The 18,655-nt window shown below is 66.7% G+C and carries 15 protein-coding genes, 1 tRNA gene and 1 pseudogene; 10 read left to right on the forward strand and 7 right to left on the reverse strand.

Features of this window, described 5'->3' with window-relative positions; translation table 11 throughout:
• On the reverse strand, nucleotides 1-703 hold a 703-nt coding region (locus DY245_RS06910; protein ID WP_425329353.1), incomplete at its 3' end, for a DUF2797 domain-containing protein.
• A gap of 361 nt (nucleotides 704-1,064) precedes the next feature.
• Nucleotides 1,065-2,099, reverse strand: a complete 1,035-nt coding sequence (locus DY245_RS06920; protein ID WP_244942882.1) for a GlxA family transcriptional regulator — start codon at nucleotides 2,097-2,099, stop codon at nucleotides 1,065-1,067.
• Nucleotides 2,100-2,171: 72 nt separating this feature from the next.
• Between DY245_RS06920 and DY245_RS06925 the strand changes: the two genes are divergently transcribed.
• On the forward strand, nucleotides 2,172-2,963 hold the full coding sequence (locus tag DY245_RS06925) for an NAD(P)H-dependent oxidoreductase (RefSeq protein WP_128504595.1): 792 nt from the start codon (nucleotides 2,172-2,174) through the stop codon (nucleotides 2,961-2,963).
• Nucleotides 2,964-3,047: 84 nt separating this feature from the next.
• On the opposite strand, the gene DY245_RS06930 is transcribed toward DY245_RS06925, so the two are convergent.
• Nucleotides 3,048-3,121, reverse strand: a tRNA-Met gene (locus tag DY245_RS06930).
• A 345-nt stretch (nucleotides 3,122-3,466) separates the two neighbouring features.
• Here DY245_RS06930 and DY245_RS06935 point away from each other — a divergent pair.
• From DY245_RS06935 to DY245_RS06950, 4 genes are all read left to right on the forward strand, one after another.
• The gene (locus DY245_RS06935; RefSeq protein ID WP_128504597.1) at nucleotides 3,467-4,717 is read left to right on the forward strand and encodes a sensor histidine kinase; all 1,251 of its coding nucleotides are present in this window, start codon (nucleotides 3,467-3,469) and stop codon (nucleotides 4,715-4,717) included.
• Nucleotides 4,718-5,245: 528 nt separating this feature from the next.
• A complete protein-coding gene (locus DY245_RS06940) occupies nucleotides 5,246-5,974 on the forward strand; it encodes a hypothetical protein (protein WP_181923554.1) in 729 nt (242 codons plus the stop codon).
• A complete protein-coding gene (locus DY245_RS06945; protein WP_128504601.1) occupies nucleotides 5,971-6,207 on the forward strand; it encodes a hypothetical protein in 237 nt (78 codons plus the stop codon). Before DY245_RS06940 ends, DY245_RS06945 begins: the two co-directional genes overlap by 4 nt.
• 564 nt (nucleotides 6,208-6,771) lie before the next feature.
• A complete protein-coding gene (locus tag DY245_RS06950; protein ID WP_244942883.1) occupies nucleotides 6,772-10,017 on the forward strand; it encodes a tetratricopeptide repeat protein in 3,246 nt (1,081 codons plus the stop codon).
• 28 nt (nucleotides 10,018-10,045) lie between these two features.
• Here the strand turns inward: DY245_RS06950 and DY245_RS06955 are convergent, their stop codons facing one another.
• Together DY245_RS06955 and DY245_RS06960 are read right to left on the reverse strand one after the other, a co-directional pair.
• Nucleotides 10,046-10,873, reverse strand: coding sequence for a transposase (locus DY245_RS06955; RefSeq protein ID WP_128504604.1), 828 nt, complete (start codon nucleotides 10,871-10,873; stop codon nucleotides 10,046-10,048).
• Between the two features lie 43 nt (nucleotides 10,874-10,916).
• Nucleotides 10,917-11,285, reverse strand: a complete 369-nt coding sequence (locus DY245_RS06960; RefSeq protein ID WP_128504606.1) for an NUDIX domain-containing protein — start codon at nucleotides 11,283-11,285, stop codon at nucleotides 10,917-10,919.
• Nucleotides 11,286-11,404: 119 nt separating this feature from the next.
• On the opposite strand from DY245_RS06960, the pseudogene DY245_RS06965 reads away from it, so the two are divergent.
• Nucleotides 11,405-12,181 (forward strand): annotated as a pseudogene (locus tag DY245_RS06965) (GntR family transcriptional regulator); the annotation flags it as partial.
• Between the two features lie 423 nt (nucleotides 12,182-12,604).
• Here DY245_RS06965 and DY245_RS45925 read toward each other — a convergent pair.
• Nucleotides 12,605-13,369 carry a DUF3761 domain-containing protein gene (locus DY245_RS45925; RefSeq protein ID WP_244942884.1) on the reverse strand — a complete coding sequence of 255 codons (765 nt, stop codon included), beginning with the start codon at nucleotides 13,367-13,369 and terminating at the stop codon, nucleotides 12,605-12,607.
• 749 nt (nucleotides 13,370-14,118) lie between these two features.
• Here DY245_RS45925 and DY245_RS06975 point away from each other — a divergent pair.
• Nucleotides 14,119-14,736 carry a hypothetical protein gene (locus DY245_RS06975; protein WP_128504608.1) on the forward strand — a complete coding sequence of 206 codons (618 nt, stop codon included), beginning with the start codon at nucleotides 14,119-14,121 and terminating at the stop codon, nucleotides 14,734-14,736.
• A gap of 1,026 nt (nucleotides 14,737-15,762) precedes the next feature.
• Here DY245_RS06975 and DY245_RS06980 read toward each other — a convergent pair.
• Nucleotides 15,763-16,521 carry a GntR family transcriptional regulator gene (locus DY245_RS06980; RefSeq protein WP_128504610.1) on the reverse strand — a complete coding sequence of 253 codons (759 nt, stop codon included), beginning with the start codon at nucleotides 16,519-16,521 and terminating at the stop codon, nucleotides 15,763-15,765.
• Nucleotides 16,522-16,713: 192 nt separating this feature from the next.
• On the opposite strand from DY245_RS06980, the gene DY245_RS06985 reads away from it, so the two are divergent.
• From DY245_RS06985 to DY245_RS06995, 3 genes are all read left to right on the forward strand, one after another.
• A complete protein-coding gene (locus DY245_RS06985; protein WP_128504612.1) occupies nucleotides 16,714-17,043 on the forward strand; it encodes an SCO3933 family regulatory protein in 330 nt (109 codons plus the stop codon).
• Between the two features lie 2 nt (nucleotides 17,044-17,045).
• The gene (locus DY245_RS06990) at nucleotides 17,046-18,389 is read left to right on the forward strand and encodes an FtsK/SpoIIIE domain-containing protein (RefSeq protein WP_128504614.1); all 1,344 of its coding nucleotides are present in this window, start codon (nucleotides 17,046-17,048) and stop codon (nucleotides 18,387-18,389) included.
• Between the two features lie 72 nt (nucleotides 18,390-18,461).
• Nucleotides 18,462-18,653 carry a hypothetical protein gene (locus DY245_RS06995; protein WP_128504616.1) on the forward strand — a complete coding sequence of 64 codons (192 nt, stop codon included), beginning with the start codon at nucleotides 18,462-18,464 and terminating at the stop codon, nucleotides 18,651-18,653.
• Nucleotides 18,654-18,655 lie beyond the last annotated feature (2 nt).

Consider the following 18,655-nt stretch of genomic DNA (forward strand, 5'->3'; position numbering starts at 1 on the left):
CACCCCCACCGGCCGGCCCGGCCCCCTCCGGCTCCCCCGCCAGCCGCAGATACACATCGGACCCCACCCCGGTCAGCACCTCCCCCACGATCTCGGCCCCCGCCGTCATCCCGCCCAGCTCCGCGACCTCCCCCGGAATACGGTCGAGCCCGAACAACTCCGTATGGTCCGCAAAAGCGAAGTCCACCGGTTCGAGCGTCTCCGGCCAGTCCGTCAACCCCCTTGCCCTGTCGTGCAGTTGAGCCAGCTCGGCGAGCCGCTCCGGCACCGGCGGCAGCGCCCCGCGAGCCGCCCGCTTCGCCGCCTTCCCGAACCGGTCGGGCACCGCCAGCGCGCTCCCCAGCAACGCCTCCGCCCGCCGCGCCGCCATCAGGGGCCCGCGCCCCAGCCACGCGTACGCCACCGCCCCCTGCTCCACCAGCCGCGCCGGCCCGCGCTCGGCGGCCGTGATCCCCACCTTGAGCAGACCGGGCCCGAAGTACGCGAGATAGACGCCGTACGGGCGCGGATCGTCGGCCATGGTGTCGGCGGCCACCGAACGCGAACGGTCCAGCTGGGCGCACCGCGCGCACTGATCCTTGGCACTCGCCCCGTCGAGCACCGCCTCATACGGACACACGATCCAGCGCCCGGCCCGCCGCACGCCCAGGCAGCGCCGCTCGCCCCGGGCGGCGAACGCCAGCACCTTGCCCGCGGGGAGCATGCTCACCCGCTCCTCGCCCCGCTCGGCGCAGTACCAACCGAGCCGCTGGCCGAACCGCCCCGCCGGCTCCGGCCGCGACCCCGACCCACCGCCTGACCAGCGCGGTCCCGTACATCGCCACACACCGCCAGCGTACGACCACCCACTGACAACGCGGCCCGCAAGCATCGCCGGGCCGCAGCGACACCGGTCCGGCCCACCCGGCAGCCCGCAAGCCTCCACCCCCGCCTCAGGCCACCACCCCGGCTCCCGCTCCCGGCCGCAGGCCACCACCCCGCTCCCCGCCCCTCGGCCTCAGGCCACCACCCCGCTCCCCGACCCTCGACCTCAGGCCACCACCCCGCCCTCTCCCCCCCCCACCTCAGGCCACCATCCCGTTCCCCGGCCCCCGGAACGTGCTCCGATAGGCCCGCGGCGACACCCCCAACGCCGACTGCAGATGCTGCCGCAGCGAGGCCGCCGTCCCGAAGCCCGCCTCCGCCGCGATCCGGTCCACCGTCAGCTCCGTCTCCTCCAGCAACTGCCGCGCCCGCTCTATCCGTTGCTGCGTCAGCCACTGCAGCGGCGAGATCCCGACCTCCTCCCGGAACCGCCGGGTGAAGGTCCGTACGCTCATCGACTCCCGCGCCGCCAGCTCCCGCAGGCTCAGCGGCCGGTCCAGATGTTCCAGCGCCCAGGCCCGCGCCGTACCCGTGGACGACACCTGCGGCTCCGGTATCGGCCGCCGGATGTACTGCGCCTGGCCGCCCTCCCGGTGCGGCGGCACGACCGTCCGCCGCGCCACGTCATTGGCCACCGCCGCCCCGTGATCACACCGGACCATGTGCAGACACAGATCGATCCCCGAGGCGACCCCGGCCGCCGTCAGCACATCCCCCTCGTCCGTGTACAGCACATCCGCATCCACCTCGACGGCCGGGAACAGCTCGCGGAACTGGTCCACCGACCGCCAGTGCGTGGTCGCCCGCCGCCCGTCCAGCAGCCCGGCCGCGGCCAGCACGAACGCCCCCGTACAGATCGACGCGATCCGCGTCCCGGGCCGGATCCGCCCCAGCGCCTCGTCCATCGCCCGCCCCAGCCGCCCCGCGCACCGCTCCTCCCCCACGTCGTAGTCCGTCCCGGACGCCGGTACGACCACGGTGTCGGCCGTCGCCAGCGCCTCCGGCCCGTGCGCGACATGCACCGTGAAGTCCGTGTCCGTACGCACCTCACCCGGCTCCAACGCGCAGGTCACCAGCTCATACAGCCGCTCCCCGGCCGCCGACCTGGCCTCCCCGAAGATCCGGTGCACGATCCCCACCTCGATCGGCAACATCCCGTCCCGCACCAGCACCACCACCCGATGCCGCCGCCCCCCAGGCCCCCCACTACCACTACGACTCTCCACAACACCCATGGCCCGATCCTTGCACAGTATGACCATCCGGCCACTGGTCCGGCCCCCACCCACCCTCCGACAGTGGACGTCATGAAGGTCCTCTGGCTGTTCGCCCACCCCGACCAGCGCTCCCTGAGCGGCGCCCTCAAGACCGAGGGCCTGCGCACCCTCGAAGCCCACGGCCACCAGTACCGCGTCTCCGACCTGTACGCCATGAAGTGGAACCCGGTGGTCGACGCCGACGACTACGGCCACGACCCGGCCGACCGCCTCCTCATCGGCAACGCATCAGAACGCGCCTACGCGGACGGCAACTTGAGCCCCGACATCCGCGCCGAACAACAGAAACTCGCCTGGGCCGACACCTTGATCATCCAGTTCCCCCTCTGGTGGTACGGAATGCCCGCGATCCTCAAGGGCTGGTTCGACCGCGTCTTCGTCAAGGGCTTCGCCTTCGGCATCACCGACCCCGCCACCGGCCGCCCGCGCCGCTACGGCGACGGCAAACTCACCGGCAAGCGCGCCATGGTCATCACCACCGCCGGCGCCCGCGCCGCCACCCTGGGGCCGCGCGGCGTCAACGGCGATCTCAACGACCTTCGCTTCCCCCTCCAGCACGGCACCCTCTGGTACACCGGGATCTCCGTCGTCCCGCCCCTCCTGATCCCCGGCGCGGACCGCACCACCCCCACCGCCTACGCCACCGCCGCCACCCGCCTACGGGCCCGCCTGCACACCCTCCCCACCACCGAGCCGCTCCCCTTCCGCCACCAGAACGCCGGCGACTACGACGACGACCTACTCCTCCACCCCCACCTGCCCGCACCCCACACGGGCCCCGCGGCCCACTACACAGCCCCGCCCCCACCGGTCCACGAGTAACCCACCCGCACACCTGCACGCGATCACGGACGCAAAAAAGCCGCAGACCCAGCGGAATTAATTCCACTGGGCCTGCGGCGTCAGTAGCGGGGACAGGATTTGAACCTGCGACCTCTGGGTTATGAGCCCAGCGAGCTACCGAGCTGCTCCACCCCGCGTCGGTTCCCCGAACACTACGCGACTCCCGCACCAACACCTAATCGTTTCTCCGACGGCCCACCACGGAGCCACGGCGCCGACGCCCCGGCAACCGCCCTCCACCGCACCCTCGACCGCGAGAGCCCCGACCGGAAACGCCGGCAGGTCGGGCCTGTCCGGGAGGCGATCCGTTACTTACTGCCGATTTAGGGCCTCTTTAAGCAGGATGAGCACCACTCAGCAACTGTCGTACGCCTTGTACGCCTTGAGGCATCTGATGAAGGATCAACATCAACAGTGCATCTACTCATCGTCCCGGCATCAGTCACGGTGCCCGCGTCGCCGAGCCATCAGGGCTGATCGCCGTGGCAACCTCTTCCTCGCCGCCCGCGCCGGTGACCGTACCCCCGAAGCCCACCTGGAGCCCTGAGCCGCACCACCGTCCGGCACCGTGGTTGCGACCGACCATCCGCATAAGGCTCGCGCTGCTCTACGGCGGCATGTTTCTGATGGCCGGCATCGTGCTGCTCACGATCATCTACATGCTGGCGGCCAACACCCTCAAGGAGGGCACCCCGGAGTTCAGAGTTTTCGGCAGTAACGTCAGGCTGGGCAATATCAGCTGCCCCGATCTGCCGTCGGTCGGCACCGTCGACGAGATCAATTCGGCGATCAGCAACTGCATCCGGAACCAGCGCGAACTGGCGCTGCACTCCTTCCTGAACCGCTCCCTGCTGACCCTGCTCGGCCTCACCATCGTCGCCTTCGCCTTCGGTTACGCGATGGCCGGCCGGGTGCTCTCCCCGCTGGGGCGCATCACGCGCACCGCGCAGCGGGTGGCGGGCTCCGATCTGCACCGTCGGATCGAGCTGGGCGGGCCCGACGACGAGCTCAAGGAGCTCGCCGACACCTTCGACGAGATGCTGGACCGCCTGGACCGCGCCTTCGAGTCGCAGTGTCGCTTCGTCGCCAACGCCTCGCATGAACTGCGTACCCCACTGGCGATCAACCGCACGCTGCTGGAGGTCCAGCTCGCCGACCCGGACGCGTCCCCCGAGCTCGCCCAGCTCGGCAAGACACTGCTGGCCACCAACGAGCGCAGTGAGCAGCTCGTGGAAGGCCTGCTGCTGCTCGCCCGCAGCGAGAACAAGGTCGTCGACAAGAAACCGGTCGATCTGTCCGAGGTCGCCTCGCAGGCCGTCGACCAGACCCGCGAGGAGGCCCACGCCAAGGGCGTGGAGCTGCGCGGGGCCGGCCAGCAGGTCTTCGTCCAGGGCAACGGCGTACTCCTGGAGCGCATCGCACTCAATCTCGTCCAGAACGCGGTGCGCTACAACATCCCCGAGGACGGCTGGGTCGAGGTCACCACCGAGCCGCAGCCCGGCTGCGCGGTCCTGGTGGTCACCAATACGGGACCGGTGGTCCCCGCCTACGAGGTGGAGAACCTCTTCGAGCCGTTCCGACGACTGCGCACCGAGCGCACCGGCAGCGACAAGGGCGTCGGCCTCGGCCTGTCCATCGTGCGCTCCGTGGTACGCGCACACGACGGCAACATCACCGCCCAGCCCCGCGAGAACGGCGGCCTGACGATGCGGGTCGTACTGCCGTCGCAGTAGGGCGGCTGGAGGGAGAGGGCACGGGGCAGGGGACAGGGGACACGGGGCAGGGGACACGGGGCAGGGCGACGGACGACGGACGACGGACGACGGACGACGGACGACGGACGACGGACGACGGACGACGGACGACGGGCGACGGACGACGGGCGACGGGCGACGGGCGACGGGACCAGTCGACTCCGGTACGCGAGCAGTCGGCACCGCACCCGGCGAGCGGACGGGCGGACGGGCGGACGGGCGGACGGACAGCCGCCGGGAAGCACTCACCCCGAAGTGACGCACATCACATCACCCGACTCCACATTGTTTGCCGATCCGGCCCTCCCCCAAGACCGAGAAGGGAGGAAGCCGCACCAACGAGCGCAAGGAGATCCGACCGTGCCCCGCACCAATGGTCCGCAGGCCGCCATTTCAAACAGCTCTGACGCCGGGCCTACGAAGCAGACGCGGCAAAAGCACTCCCAGTACGGCCTGCCCTGGACCGACACGTGTGCCGTATCGATCCGTTCCGACGGAAGTGTCACGGTGAACCGGAACGTCGACGCGACTCACCGTGTGGTCGTGGTGGCCTGCGGCACCCCCCGCAAAGTCATCATCGAGGACGACCGATCGGACTCGGCGGACCGATTCGGGTTCGGCCGTATCTCCGAAGCGGTCGCGTTCGATGCACTCATGGCACGCGACGCGGTTCTGGGACATGAGTGTTCCTGCCTCACGATCGACGGTTTCATCGGAGGGTCCCTCGTTCTGCCGCGAGGGCCTCAATGGAACCAAGCTGTCTCCACCGCGCTCCTCGGGGACTGGGTCGCCCCGCTTCAGGACAACGGCCGTATCGATGGCGCGGTGTTGGGCCGCATCAAGTCGGAAGCCGAGGCAGTGCACCGGCAGCTCGTGCCGCTGTGGCGACGACGCGTCCGCGGCTCCAGGGTGCTGCTCCTGGAGACCCCGCTCGGCGACAACCTGACCCTGCACGACCTGATCGCGGGCAAGCTACGGATGGACGACCTCGTCTTCGAGGCCGCCTTCGGTGACGCTCGGATCAACGCCGTACTTGCCGGACTCGACCCTGCCGAGCAGAGAGTGGCGATGGCCTGGGCCCACCCGGCTATCGCCACCTGGACAGAAGCCGCCCGATTCGCCGGCGCCGCAAGCCCGGAGGCCTTCGGCGAACGGGTACGCCGCAAGCTCAAGCGCCTCGGCGAGCAGCACACCACCCGTGCCGCAGCCGCCGCTGCCACAGCGAGCACCCGATGAGCCGTAACCGCCGCCCGTGCCCCGCCGCCAACCCCGGCCCGCGCGCCGTACTGGTCAAGGCGCCCAGCGCCCCAACCGCCACCGCCGTACTCGGCACCGGATCAGTCAGCACCGCCCTGCTCAGCGGCACGGTCCCGGCCGACTCACCCCTGACATGGCCCCTCGTCGTCCTCGCTCTCGGCTCCATGACCTACGACCTCGGCGTCCGCGCCCTCCACCACAAAGGCCACTGAGCTCCGCTGCGCTATCCGAGGCAAGAAGTGAAGTCGAAGCCGCCGGACAGGTCCGAACAGGCGCCTGATCCACTCCACTCCCACTCGCCGAGCCCGGGCGTTGCCATCAGCCGCCCCCGTCACCCACAAACACCAAAGGCCCCGTCGATTCCTCGACGGGGCCTCCGGCCTCCTGTGCGCTCGGCAGGATTCGAACCTGCAACCTTCTGATCCGTAGGCGGGTGCCGCAAGCCAGAAGCCCAGCGCCTGTCTGCGGCACAATGCCTAGCACCAGGCCAACCCTGTGCCGATGTATGCGTCAACGTACATACCCGTTGATGTCAGACGTTGATGTCAGTGGGGGGGGAGCACCCGCCCCCGGAGCCGCTGTCTCCTGACCCGCAGGCGCTTAACCCACTGGCGGTGAGGTGTCGGCAAACCGGCCCCTTTGATTGCTGGTGACGGGCATCATGGATGCGGTCATTACGAGGGTGGTGAGGTTTGGCTGGGCGGAGGCCGTCTCGGCAGGAGATCAATCGACGTCGTGGGCGGGCAGGGTTCGTGGGGCGGCGTGGTGAGCTGGCGGTGTTCCGGGAGACCTTCGCGCGGAATCCGGAGGATGTCGACTTCCCGTACCTGTTCCACGTGCACGGCAATGGGGGCGTGGGGAAGTCAACGCTTGTGCGGCAGTGGGAGACCACGGCTCGCGAGCAGGGCTCTGTGGTCACGGCATTTGTCGACGATGAAGTGGCTGATGCGCTGGAGGCGATGGAGACAATCAGTGCGCGGCTCGGGCGCCAGGGTCAGCCGCTGAAGAAGTTCGACAAGCAGATGGCGTTATACCGCCAACGCCGGCACCAGGCCGAGAGCGCAGCACCCACCCCACAGGGTGACCGGGGTGGCGCGCAGTCGGCACCAGCCTCGCCATCGAGCACTGTTGCAGCGCAGGTGGGTCTGGTTGGGCTAGGCATGCTGCCCGGTGTCGGAGCATTCGCCGGAGCGGTCGATCCGCAACAGGTAGCACTGGGCGCGGACCGGATGCGGGCGATGCTGAACATGCGGCTGCGCAGCCACGATGACGTGCAACTGGTGATGAGGCCGGTGGAGCGACTCACGCCGGTGTTCCTCGAGGATCTGGCAGATATCGCCACCAGTTGCGAACGGGTAGTGCTGTTCTTCGACGTGTACGAGCGGACTGGTCCGGTGCTGGACCGCTGGCTGCAGAGCGTCATATTCGGCGAGGATCACGAGGGACTGCCAGCCAACGTGCAGATCGTGCTGTCCGGCCAACTGCGCCTGGATACCCGAATCTGGGGTGACCGGCTGGACCAGGTCACCGAGGTGGCCCTAGATGTGTTTACCGAAGAAGAAGTCCGGACTCTGCTGGCCGGGCATGAGGTCGTCGACGAACAGAGCGTTGAGCTAGTCCTGCGCTTGTCAGGACGGCTCCCACTCCTGGTCGACATGCTCGCCCGCAGCGGCGCGAATCCCCGCGACAGTATCAGCGACCCCTCCGAGACTGCGGTCGAGAGATTCCTCAAATGGGAACCCGACCCTCAACGGCGCGAGGCGGCATTGGCCTGTGCTCTGCCCCTCCACCTGGACGAGGACATCTACCGCACGGTCGTCCCTGAAGCCACCGCAGACGACTACTCCTGGCTACGTGCCCTGGCCTTCGTCTCCTCCCAGGCTGGCCGCTGCCGCTACCACAACGTCGTCCGCAACACGATGCTCCGGCTACAGCGGACCCGCTCCCTTGCCCGATGGCAGCAACAGCACAAGCTCCTGGGCGATACCTTTGAGCGATGGCGCTTGTCCGCCGAAGCCTCCCTGGGCACCAGCACCGACACCCACTGGGACGATGCCGCCTGGCGCGATTACCGGCTTAACGAGACCTACCACCGCCTGTGCGCCGACCCCCGCATCGCTTTGCCCGACGCCCTCCTGCAAGCTGTCCACGCCACCGACCACGACATCGCCACCCTGCGCCGCTGGGCCCAGATCCTCACCCAGGCCGGGCACGACACAGAAACCAGCACCCTCACTTCCCAGGGCCAACGCCTCGAAAAAGCGGCAGAAGAGGAAAATGGCGGCATCGCCGTCCTGACCTGTCTCCTGACCGCACCCGAGCTCACCGCCACATCCCGTGCCCTAGCCCACACCGTCCGCGCCCGTGAACACAGGATAGCCGGCGCCTACCCGCATGCGCTGACTGACTATGCAAATGCCCAGAGGGTCGCACCGGTCATGCCACGTATCTATGCCGGACGCGCCGAGACCTATCGCCTCATGGGCCGCTACGACGAGGCCATCGCCGAATTCACCCGCGCCATCGAAATTGACCCATGCCTCGACTGGGCTATCGCAAGCCGCGCACAGACCTACCAGGCAATGGAACGCTACGACGAGGCCATCGCTGATTACACCCGAGCCATCGAAATAGATCCCCTATACGCCTGGGCCATCGCAAACCGCGGAGAAACTTATCGCCTAATGGGGCGCCACGACGAGGCCTTGGACGACTTCACACGCATCACCGCGGCCGACCCCCAATACGCCTGGGCCATCGCAAGTTGCGCACAGATCTACCAGGCCATGGGACGCAACGACAACGCCCTGGCCGAATTCGCCCGAGCCATCGAAATCGACCCACGCCTCGACCGGGCCATCGCAAGCCGCGGAGAAACTTATCGTCTCATGGGGCGCCATAATAAAGCCCTCGCAGATTTCGCCCGCGCCATCGAAATCAACCCATACCTAGCCCGGACCATCGCGTGCCGAGCACAGACCTACCGGGCCATGGAACGCTACGACGAGGCCATCGTTGATTACACTCGCGCTATCGAAATCGTCCCCCAAGAGGCCTGGGCCATAGCAGGCCGCGGGGCGGTCTATCGCCTCATGGGGCGCTACGACGAAGCCCTCACAGATTTCGATCAGGCCATCGAAATCGATCCCCAATACACCTGGGCCATCGCAAGCCGCGGGGAAACTTATCGCCTCATGGGAGGCTACGACGAAGCCCTCACAGATTTCGATCAGGCCATCGAAATCGATCCCCAATACACCTGGGCCATCGCAAGCCGCGCACAGGCCTACCGGGCGATGGAACGCTACGATGACGCTTTTGCAGATTTCGCCCGAGCTATCCAAATCGACCCCCAATACACCTGGGCCGTCGCAAGCCGCGGGGAAACTTATCGCCTCATGGGAGGCTACGATGAAGCCCTCGCAGATTTCGATCAGGCCATCGAAATCGATCCCCAATACACCTGGGCCATCGCAAGCCGCGGGGAAACTTATCACCTCATGGGACGCTACGGCGAAGCACTGGACGACTTCACCCACGCCATCGAAATCGACCCGAACCTCGACTGGGCCGTTATCGGCCGCGGCGAAACTTATCAGGCAATGGGGCGCTACGACGAAGCCCTCACTGAATTCACCCGCGCCGTCGAGATCGGATCAGAGAAGGGATGGAGTGAATACCTGCGCGGAAGGCTCCTCTGGTCGATGGGGCGGGAGGAACAAGGGAGGGAGTGCTGGCTGCGTGCGGCTCGCATTTTCACCGACGCTGCTTCAGCGGGCGACACGGACGCGAAATGGGCACGCGGCAATCTGGTCGTCGTGCACTGCGCGATGTCAGATTGGGTGAGCGCGAATGCGCAGCTGAACCTATTCTTGGATTGCGCACCACCCACAATATTGGTTCGCGAAGTATTGAAGGACCTAGCAGATCTTGCAGAAAAGCTGCCCTTCGAGGCCAGCAGAATTCGCTCCTTCAAGGATCGACTGAACATCGCACTGACCAGCGACGAGCAGCTCTCTTAGGTTTGGAAAACCAGGAAAAGCACCGCACCTAAGGACTGTCTCGTAAATAATCTATGGCGGGCTGGATGACCTGCCTGTTTCTCCGCCATCCGGCGAGGGTGAGGTTGTGCAGGCGGGCGATGCCGAGCATGGCGTGGTGGACGCCGTCGCCTTTCAGGCGGCAGTCGCGGAGGATTTTCCATCCCTTCATGCGGGCGAAGGCATGCTCGACGCGTGCGCGGACCTTGCGGTGTGAGGTGTTGTGTTCCTCTTTCCAGGCCGGGAGTTCGGCCTGGCCACGCTCGCGGCGGTGTGGGATGACCAGGCCAGTGCCCCGGTAGCCACCGTCCGCGATCACCGTGGTCTTGCCGATGGCGTCCTTCGCGCCGGACAGCTCCCACGCCCTGCAGTCGTTGCGATTGCCGGGCACCGGCCGGCCGACGGCGACGACGAGCCGGGTGTCGGCGTCAATGACGACCTGATGATTGGTCGAATACCGGTAGTTCTTCGACTGCTCGGCAACCTGGTGGTCGCGGGTGGGGACCAAAGTGCCGTCCACGATCAGCACGGTGTCCTTCCGGAACCGCTTGCGCGGCTGCAGAGCAAGCGACGGCCCAAGATGGTCGATGATGCGGTCGGCTGCCGACTTCAAGACGCCGAACAGCGGGGCGAGCTGCGGCAGAGTGAGGTTGGTTCGCCAGTACACGGCGACCAGCAGCACCCGGTCCTCCAGCGGCAGGCTCCACTGCCGACCCTTGCGAACCGGGTCCGCACCTTCACGCCGCAGCGCGGTGATCAGCTTGCCGAACTGACGCGGACTCAGCCCGGTGAACGGGGCTATCCAGGACGGCTCCGACGCCGTGGTCACACCAGACACAGCAAGATCATCTCACCTGTGACCAGTAGTTACGGGACAGCCTTTAGGGAGACGTTTGCAACGACCGGCGGCCATCATGAGCACGCACCCGCGCCCCCGCAGAATCGAGGGCATCAAGCACCCGCACCGCGTAAGCCTCGACCATGCGGCTCTCGACCTCTCCGCGGGTGAACCAGCACACGTCCACGGACTCGTCTGACGTGCGCTCCTCGCCGCCGACCGGCCGGCAGCGGAAGACCAAGGCGACGACGCCGCGCTTCATGTTCTTGTAGACGCCGGTCAGTCGTTCCGTCTCGACCTTGATACCGGTCTCTTCCAGGACCTCTCGGCAGGCGCCGTCCTCGGGCCGCTCATCCAGTTCGAGAACGCCACCCGGTGCCTCCCAGGCGCCATTGTCAGCACGCTTGATCACGAGAACGCAGCCGTTCCTCGCGGACCACCACCCCGGCCACCGAAACCGAGTGAAGCGACATTGACCGGCCCTCCCGGTTAGCGTTACTCATGTGCAGGAGCATCGGAGGACTGAAGGACATGGGCACAGCAGCCTCTAGAGACTCAGGCCAGTCACGGTACCTACAGATCGCGGAAGACCTGGCTCAGCAGATCAGGTCCGGAGTCCTCGCCCCTGGAGCCAAGGTTCCCAGCGAGTCGGAACTCATGGCTCGCCACTCCGTCTCTCAGGGCACGGCGCGCAAGGCCGTGGCGGAACTCCGGCCTACCGGCTTGATCGACACCCACCACGGCAAGGGCTCGTTCGTGAAGAGCCAGCCGCCGGTACGCCGCAAGTCGTCCGATCGCTTCCGGCGCTCCCACCGCAAGGCCGGCAAGGCCGCCTACCTCGCGGAGTCCGAGCAGGCCGGGAAGACCGCGGGCGTGACCGTGCTGTACGTCGGCCCGATGGAAGCGCCGGAGGAGATCGCCGAGCGACTGGGCGTCCCCGACGGCACGAAGGTGCTGGCCCGACGGCGTCTGTACTTCAGCAACGGGACGCCAACGCAAGAGGCGACGTCGTACCTCCCCTGGGACATCGCCGAGGAGATCCCCGAGCTGCTTGCAGAGAACCCTGGAGGCGGCGGCATCTACGCGCGCCTGGAGGAGAACGGACACACGTTGAAGGAGTTCACCGAGGCCGTCCGCGCCCGGCTCGCCACGAAGCAGGAGACCAGCGCCCTCAGCCTGAGTCCTGGCTCACCCGTGATTCACCTGATCAGGAACGCGGAAAGCGAGGACGGCCGGGTCGTCGAGGTCTGCGACACCGTCATGGCGGCTGACCAGTTCGCTCTCGACTACCGCATCCCCGCCGGAGACCGACGAAGCCTCGCCCCCCTCCAGCCCGTCGCGAAAAAAGCTCTCGCGGCGCCCTTGGGGATGGACGACTTGGGCGATGACGAGGCGGACGATCCGGAGTGTCCGCCGGCCACGTGACGGCCGACGCACCCCGCGTTGATGTCACCCGCTGATGTCAAAGGCCCCCTGGACGATGTCCAGGGGGCCTTTGACCTGTGTGCGCTCGGCAGGATTCGAACCTGCAACCTTCTGATCCGTAGCTCTACAGAGATCGATTAGTGACGGTCATACAGGTCGCCGTTATACCTCTGGGGAGGACTGCCAGTCATGGTCGGTTGCTGCGGTTGCTGTACACCGCTGCTGTACCGCTAGCCGCGAGCAGCACTGCAAGGAAGGCAACAGCGTCCGCGTACGAATGCCAGGCCAATCGCGTCGACTTCCCCTTTACGAAGGCACGCTGGCCAGCCAGACGGCCACGCCACCGTGATGCGAGCAGGCACCCCGACGGTGGGCGGAATAGCTGTATGAACCGTCGTTGCACTGGGCGGTGGCACCGGCCGGTGCCTGCTGCGAGCCGGCCGAGGAGGAAGAAGAACTGGAGCCGTCTCCCGACGAGTCGGAGCCGCCAGTCGATGAGCTGGAGCCGCTGCTGGAGGATTCACTGCTGTCGTCGTCCCCGGCGCCGGCGACTGTGGAGGAACTATCGTCGCTGTACTCGTCCCCCGTGCCGGAGACAGTGGAGGAGTCGCCTTCGCCGGAGATGGAGGAATCATCGCTGCTGGCAGATCCCGTGGGGTCGTCGCAGGTCTCACCCTCGCTGGACTTGACGGTGTCGAACGTAAGCGTGCCATCGGCGCTCATCGTTTCGCCAGCCGCAGGTGTCTGAGCGCAGACCGTCCAGTTGCGGTCCCAGAGCTGCTGGCGGCCTTGGCCAGTGGCGTCCGTGGAGTCGAGGTTGTAGACGCCGTCGTCTTGCGCTGCGTCCTGGGCTGCCTGGAGCCCCATACCGACGAAGTCCTCGACTGTGACCGTGTTCGACTTGTCGTCGAACGTAGATGACGACGATGAGCTGGACGACGAATCTTTGTCGTCGTTGATCAGGGCGCTACAGCCGCCGACCACGAGAAGCGCAGCCAGCATGACGCCGCAGCCAACACGGACGTTCTTCTTGTCCTCCGCCGTCGGCTGAGGTCTCTGATTCTGGGCCACGTACTGGTCCCCCCTGCTACTACTTGCTGCGCGCTCCCCTGCACGCATGGTCCTGCCCTCTGTCGTGAACCGGTGCCCGCTTGCAGCGGGGAGCAGATGCCGTCAGAGCGGTGACTCTAGTCTTGCGAGGCCGCGTAGATGACCGTTCAATGAAAAAAGAAGACGGAGAGTGTCCAAGTCGAAGCGGTGAGGTACTAGCACCGCATAGGCAGCGCTGGCCGCTGCGCCGACAGCGCAAGGCGCTTGAGCAGCCCGCCAGCACGGATGGGGCTTCTTAGGTGCAGCGAAGATGCAGTAGCTGAAGAAGTGACTCGCCGGGCCTCTGCTCAGCGCATGGGCCAACGGGCAGCGCCCTGACCTGCGGTTGAGTCGTCATCGACTGTCGCTGTTGGTCATCGCTGAGCACCCCCCCACGGCCCAGAGGCGGCCCGGGCGGGGGTGCTTGCTGTTACTCGTTGCGAACGACCGGCAGAGCGGTCGGTGAAGTTGGTTCACCTGGTTGATCGGTTACCTACGATCAGAGGCAGACGCCCGTGATTGACCAGGTTGTTGTACTTCGCTGCCGTACAGCGCAGGGTTGACCATACAGCGTGGTCTTGCCTGAACAGATTTTAGCTAGCTGGGTGTCAGCTGCCGAAGCTCCGTTACTCATTCGGTCCATCCGCAGAGGCATGCTGCAGGTCAGGGTGCATAGCGTTGGTGTCGAGGTGAAGTCCCGGGGGCCACACGGATTGGGAGGCTAAGGCGCGATGACCCACGAGATCACGATCACGGAGCAACTCCGCGCGGTAGAACTGTCCAACAGATGCACCCGACTGCTGAGCTTGGACATGATTTGGAGTGAGCGCTTGACCTACTCAGGCCAGCGCAGTTCCTCTTCGACGGAGCTTGCCAACATTGGTCGAGAGATGGCGAAAGAACTTGCCGACATCCAAAAGGATCTTGACTTTGTGTATGCCCTAGCTGCGGAAGTTCCAGACGAGCTCGGAATTGTGGCGCAGAGGGCCATCGAATCGATCAATGCATTTGGCGGTACCGAGGTAGAAGAGCTGTACCGGAAAGCTGACCTCGTGGAGAGCGGCGAGACTCCAGACGGAGACCTTCCAAGGCGGGTGTGGGGTGCCATCGCAGCGGTGGGCGGATTTCTGACAATCGCGGCCGGCGCTGGGGCAGCTGCTGTCACAGGTCCCCTAGGCGTGGTGATTCTTCCGAGCGCAGCCGCCGTCGGCGGCCCGCTGCTGGGGGCTGGAATCGCGGCCCTCCTTCAGGAGAAGAAGGCGGATGAAGCGCAGAAGAGGGAGAAGGAAGGAAGAGGGAAAAAGGAGGGAGAAGAGGAGGAGGGTGAAGAGGAAAAGGTAAAAAAGTAGTCTGGGAAATCCAGTGAGGGGGTGGCCGTGCCCTGCCAGGCTTGGGGCCTAGCAGCCCAGAGGCGGGGAAGTGAGCGGAGCGCCCATGACGGGCTGAGCCACATCGCGGCAGCAGATAGCTCCCCCTCAGCCACGTTTTAGCGTCCGGTCCGCTTACGCGCCCGCATCTGTGACGGCGCCGGTACGGCGGCCCGCCGATGCCGGCCTGCATGCCCGGATCGCTCGGCTTCGCTGCCCCCACTCCTCCCGTAGCCAGCTCTTGCCGACGGAACCAAGACCTACGGCACGGTCGGCAGCGCGCCCGTCACGTAAACCGCTCACCGCTTCCGCCCCACCTCACTACCAACTTCCTCGCACTTCCTCGCCGCCCTCGGGGCTCCCCGCCTGGCCCTGCCCCCGGCCTACGGGCGCCTGCGTGGCTGTTCCGTTGGTCCTGGTGGTGGCTGCGTCCTGGTCTGCGAGATGGCGTCAGTGGTGGTGCTGGGTGGTGGGGTGTCTGCTCGGTTCGGCGCGCTTTTGGGCGGGGCAAAGCGTGTAGCGGATTACCCCGTGGCAACTCTGGTGGCGCGGGGCCGGGGGCCGGGCGGAGCGAGCCGGAGGCAGGAGCGGCGCCCGAGTCCCCGTGCCCGCGCCGGCCCGCATGGCGGGCCGGTGGGGTGTGATCCGTAGCGTCGGCTGTCAAAGCCGTTGGCCTGCGCGCCGGATGTCGAAGGCAAGAGCCCCCACGAAGCCGAAGCCACGAGCTGCAAGCCGTCCTGCAGAGACCCGTAGCCGCGTGACGCTGACCATCGAGGTGCATGGCGGTCACTGGCCTCGATTGGCATTCCACGGGCTCAACGGGCTGATGCCGTGCGATCGGCACCCGGAGACCCGGCAAGGGAACGGCACCACCCGCGAGAGCTCCCAGAGTGCTTCCCCTCCCCACCACCGCCCCTTCCCCCGCCGAAGGGCGGGGCTTGATGAGGTAGAGAAACCTGTAACAGCCCCTGAAGGCAGCGCAACAGCTCGCGCTCGCCGGGCCGACCGCTACGCGTCGAAGTCGTATTCGAGCACGTAGGAAGCCGAGTCGAGAGTCATCTCGTTGACCTCTACGGGGCGTCCCTCGTCGGCGAAGGCAGTACGACAGATGAGGATGACTGGCGTGCCCATGGAGAGGCTGAGCCGGTTTGCTTCGTCCTGGGACGGCATGCGAGATCGCACTTCTTCCCTGAAGTGGACGGGCTTCGCTCCGAGTTCGCCGAGACGGGCATACGTGCCGCCAGGGCCGGTGTCTTCCTGCGTGATGGCTGAGCCAGCAACGAGCGATGCTGGCAAATAGCTCGTAGCCAGTAGGACCGGCTTCCCATCCAGAACGAACCGTCGACTCCGCACGCAGACGGCGTCATCCGGGGCGATGTCCAGAACCCGAGCGATCCGCTCCGGTGCCGGTTCCTCTGTGACGGCGACTTGATCCACAACGAGAGTGCGGTCCTCGATGTCCGCTGACCAGATCGACCGGCCCGCTCCCCACTGCTCTCGTGACAGCCGCTGAATCCCGCGCCGCCGCAGTGGACGGAATGCCCGAACGAATACGCCGGCGCCCTTGCGCGACTCGGCGATTCCCTCGTTCTGCAGCACTCCCAGGGCCTGCCGGGCGGTCATGCGGGCAACGCCGTGCGTCGCCATGAGGTCGTTCTCACCTGGCAGTCGATCGCCGGGGACGTACTCGCCTGCCTGGATCGCTTCTCGGAGCGTGTTGGCAATGCGCTGGTACTTCGGCTGGCGGTCGCCGCCCGTGGTGGCCATACGTGAACACTCCTCCTTCTTCTCTAGACAGCCTAAGGCACGCGTACGTCACTGCACCTTGAGCGCCTGTCCGATCACACGGCAGCAAACATCTCTAGGTATCTCATTGACATCTCTAGAGACGTACGCTTCACTCGAAGATGTCTAGAGAGGTCGCCGGCAAGGGTGACTCCAAGAACAAGGGACGCACTTATGCCTTCATTCAAGATCGACACTTCGAGTGCTGTGGTGTTCGTCGCGACTCCGCCGACCAAGAAGCTCAAGAACGCGAAGACCGGGGAAGTGGCCATCGACCACGAGACCGGGGCCACGATGATGACGGTGGGCCTGCTGGTCTCCGACGAGGGGGAGGGCAACCTGTACCAGGTGGCTATCCCTCAGACCGGTGTCCCGGAGGGGCTGGCGCCGGGCATGCCGGTGTCGGTGGTGGGGCTGAAGGCGCGGGACTGGGAGAACGAGTTCAACGGCCAGAAGCGGCACGGCATTTCGTTCCGCGCGGTCGCGATCACGGCGGGTGCCTGATCATGTCGGACCTGACCACCGTTCTCGAAGCGACCGGTGCCTTAGCGGGTGTGGGTGGCCTCGGCTACGCGAAGGCTCGCGCGCCGCGTGTGTACTGGTCGCTGGTGGGTCTGCCGGTCACATGGGGCCGGTTCACGGTGACTTACGGATCGACGATGGATGTGTGTGGGCTGACGGTGCGACCGTCGGGTCTGCGGGCGTTCGTGGTCCGCAATGTCGCCCGTCGGGAAGTCCAGCCCACACCGCCCAAGGTCCGCCGTGTCCGGGGCACTTCGACCGGGCTGCGGGTGTCGCTGCGCCTCCCCGCCGGCCTCGAACCGACGGATGTGGCAGCGGCCTCCGAACGGCTTCGGCACGCCTGGGGCGTCCACTCCGTCAACGTGGTGGAGACCAAGCCCGGCGTCGTGGAACTGCGGATGACGGGCTACGACGTGCTCAAGCGGGTGCGGATGCCGCGTCGCCTCAAGGCTGAGTCGATGGTGGTGCCAGTGGCCCTGCGCGATGACGGGACCGCGTTCGTGCGCGACTACCGCAAGGTCCCCCACGCGCTGACACTGGGCGCGAACCAGTCCGGCAAGTCGATGTATCAGCGCAACCTGATCAAGGGCCTGGCCAAGCTGCCGGTGGGCCTGGTCGGCATCGACTGCAAGCGCGGGGTGGAGCACAGCGCCTACGCGCCCCGCCTCTCCGCTCTGGCGACCACACCGGAGATGGCCTCCGAGCTGCTGGATGTGCTGGTCGAGGAGATGGAAGCCCGCTTCGACCTGCTGAGCGCTCATGGGGTCTCCGATTTGTGGGACCTGCCGGAGAAGGTTCGGCCGGTGCCGCTGGTGGTCCTCGTCGACGAGGTGGCGGAGCTGTTCTTGACCGCCGCGAAGAAGGATGAGGAACGCCGGGACCGGATGGTCATGCAGATGGTTCGCCTGGGGCAGATGGCCCGTGCGATCGGCATCTACCTGGAGATCTGCGGGCAGCGCTTCGGCTCCGAACTCGGCAAGGGGGCCACCATGCTCCGCGCCCAGCTCACCGGCCGTGTGGTCCACCGGGTCAACGACAAGCAGACCGCCGAAATGGGCCTCGGCGACGTGGCACCCGAAGCGGTCTTTGCCGTCACCACGATTGCGCCCGACCGGCCTGGCGTCGCGGTGGCTGGTGACTCCTCCGGCGGCTGGTCGCGCATCCGCACTCCGGAAACCTCGCCCGCTGAGGCGGCGGCAGTCTGCCGCGAGTACACCCACCTCACTCCGGCCCTGCCCGCTCTGGCCCCGTTCCGGCCGGCCTCTCCCGCCGAGCCGACGACTGACGAAGCGCCCTCGCTGATCAAGCCCCGGCCCGTCACCGACTAACACCCTGCTCCACCGGTCGGCGTGACCGTCTCGCGCCACGTCCCTACCCCGCCATGCCCAGAGGAGATGACCATGTTCCACCGCCACGACGACTACGACCGCAGCGCCCGCATCACCAACGACGCACTGGACTACGGCGACAGCGAGGGCTCGGACCTGGAGTTCGCCAGCCTCGTCGTCAACTCGATGCTGGAGCAGGGCCGCCGCGAGGACGAGGGCACCTACCCGCCCGCCGGCCACGACTACCCGCGCCGCGACCGGTGACC

The sequence above is a fragment of the Streptomyces inhibens genome (genome assembly GCF_003389455.1).
Classification (GTDB): Bacteria; Actinomycetota; Actinomycetes; order Streptomycetales; family Streptomycetaceae; genus Streptomyces; species Streptomyces inhibens.

What these genes read in the sequence shown, in the direction of transcription:
- DY245_RS06920 (WP_244942882.1), bottom strand. Translation starts at nt 2,099, where the DNA reads ATGGGTGTTGTGGAGAGTCGTAGTGGTAGTGGGGGGCCTGGGGGGCGG.
- DY245_RS06925 (WP_128504595.1), top strand. Translation starts at nt 2,172, where the DNA reads ATGAAGGTCCTCTGGCTGTTCGCCCACCCCGACCAGCGCTCCCTGAGC.
- DY245_RS06945 (WP_128504601.1), top strand. Translation starts at nt 5,971, where the DNA reads ATGAGCCGTAACCGCCGCCCGTGCCCCGCCGCCAACCCCGGCCCGCGC.
- DY245_RS06975 (WP_128504608.1), top strand. Translation starts at nt 14,119, where the DNA reads ATGACCCACGAGATCACGATCACGGAGCAACTCCGCGCGGTAGAACTG.
- DY245_RS06980 (WP_128504610.1), bottom strand. Translation starts at nt 16,521, where the DNA reads ATGGCCACCACGGGCGGCGACCGCCAGCCGAAGTACCAGCGCATTGCC.
- DY245_RS06985 (WP_128504612.1), top strand. Translation starts at nt 16,714, where the DNA reads ATGCCTTCATTCAAGATCGACACTTCGAGTGCTGTGGTGTTCGTCGCG.
- DY245_RS06990 (WP_128504614.1), top strand. Translation starts at nt 17,046, where the DNA reads ATGTCGGACCTGACCACCGTTCTCGAAGCGACCGGTGCCTTAGCGGGT.
- DY245_RS06995 (WP_128504616.1), top strand. Translation starts at nt 18,462, where the DNA reads ATGTTCCACCGCCACGACGACTACGACCGCAGCGCCCGCATCACCAAC.